The following is a 1199-nucleotide window of genomic DNA, read 5'->3' on the forward strand; positions in this document are numbered from 1 at the left end:
ATCAACGTCATCGACACCGCCGAGTTCGCGATCCCCGGCCTTGACGACGAGTTCCGCGTCATCGTGTCTCCGTGGATCCTCTCCTCGCTGATCACCGATCGCCTTGCCGCTTACTACGAGACGGTCACCAAGCACAACCTCAACTACCGTCGCTACTATCACCAGTTCGACTACTAAGAGCAAATAACGTTTGTGTAATTGGGCCTCGCTCCTATATGGAACGGGGCCTCGCTTGGGTTGGAGAGTAATTATGAGCTATCCCCAGCTTGCCGCCATGAATATCAGCCATCGTTATTTTGACCTTGAGGAGTTCTTTTCTTCGGCAGCGGCCTCGGGCTACACGTGTTGCGAGCTTTGGACCGGGGCGATGCATCTGTATGTCGATTGCCATGGATACGATTCGCTCGAGCAGGTGCGGGAGCTATCACAGCGGTATGGGGTTCGGATTGTGGGGCTTTGTCCCGAACAGAACAACCCCAAGCCGTGGAATATCGCGGCGCGCGGGAATGAGGCGCGCGCCCGCACGCTCGCGTACTTTAAGAACGTTGTGGATATCGCGACGGAACTTGGAGCCGAGCAGGTCATGGTCTCGAGCGGCTGGGCATTTTTGAACGAGCCGATCGAGGACGCGTGGGGTCGCAGCGCCTCGATGCTGCGTGCGATTGGCGAGCATGCGGGAGAGCGCGGCGTGCGACTGGTGCTCGAGGCCCTACAGCCGGTTGAGTCGATGATCGTGAACTCGGCGGCCGACACGAAGCGCATGATCGAGGCAGTTGATCATCCGGCACTTAAGGCGTGTCTGGATTTGGGCGCTATGGCGGTGGCAGGGGATACCATCGACGATTATTTCAATCTGCTTGGCGATGATGTCGCCCACGTGCATTTTGTCGATGTTGCGGCAGACGGCACGACGCATCTTGCCTGGGGTGACGGCGACCGCGATATGCGCGCCGACCTGGATAGGCTGGTGGCGCGCGGCTATCGCGGAGTTGTTTCGGCCGAGACCTATGACTGGCGCTATTTTGCCGACCCCGCAGCTGCCGATGCGCAGGTAATGGCAGAGTATCGTCGTGCGATTGGCGCCTAAGTGGGACAGGGCGCCGAGCTGGCGTTTGGCGAATTTTAGTTTGGCGCTCTCTGAGAAATGGGACAGACTTTCCGCTTGAAGCCCAACCGGAAAGCCTGTCCCGGAATGAGCC

The 1199-nt window shown here is 58.8% G+C and carries 1 protein-coding gene and 1 pseudogene; both read left to right on the top strand.

Annotated features, from left to right (window positions below; all coding sequences use genetic code 11):
* A pseudogene (locus ACQRCA_RS08420) lies at positions 1–177 on the top strand (SIS domain-containing protein); the annotation flags it as partial.
* Positions 178–250: 73 nt separating this feature from the next.
* A complete protein-coding gene (locus ACQRCA_RS08425) occupies positions 251–1087 on the top strand; it encodes a sugar phosphate isomerase/epimerase family protein (RefSeq protein ID WP_427719888.1) in 837 nt (278 codons plus the stop codon).
* Positions 1088–1199: the final 112 nt, after the last annotated feature.

The sequence above is a fragment of the Collinsella sp. SGI.095 genome (assembly GCF_050314535.1).
Lineage (GTDB): Bacteria > Actinomycetota > Coriobacteriia > Coriobacteriales > Coriobacteriaceae > Collinsella.

Bases quoted from the DNA above. Each gene is read 5' to 3' on its own strand.
- ACQRCA_RS08425 (WP_427719888.1), top strand. From the start codon at position 251: ATGAGCTATCCCCAGCTTGCCGCCATGAATATCAGCCATCGTTATTTT.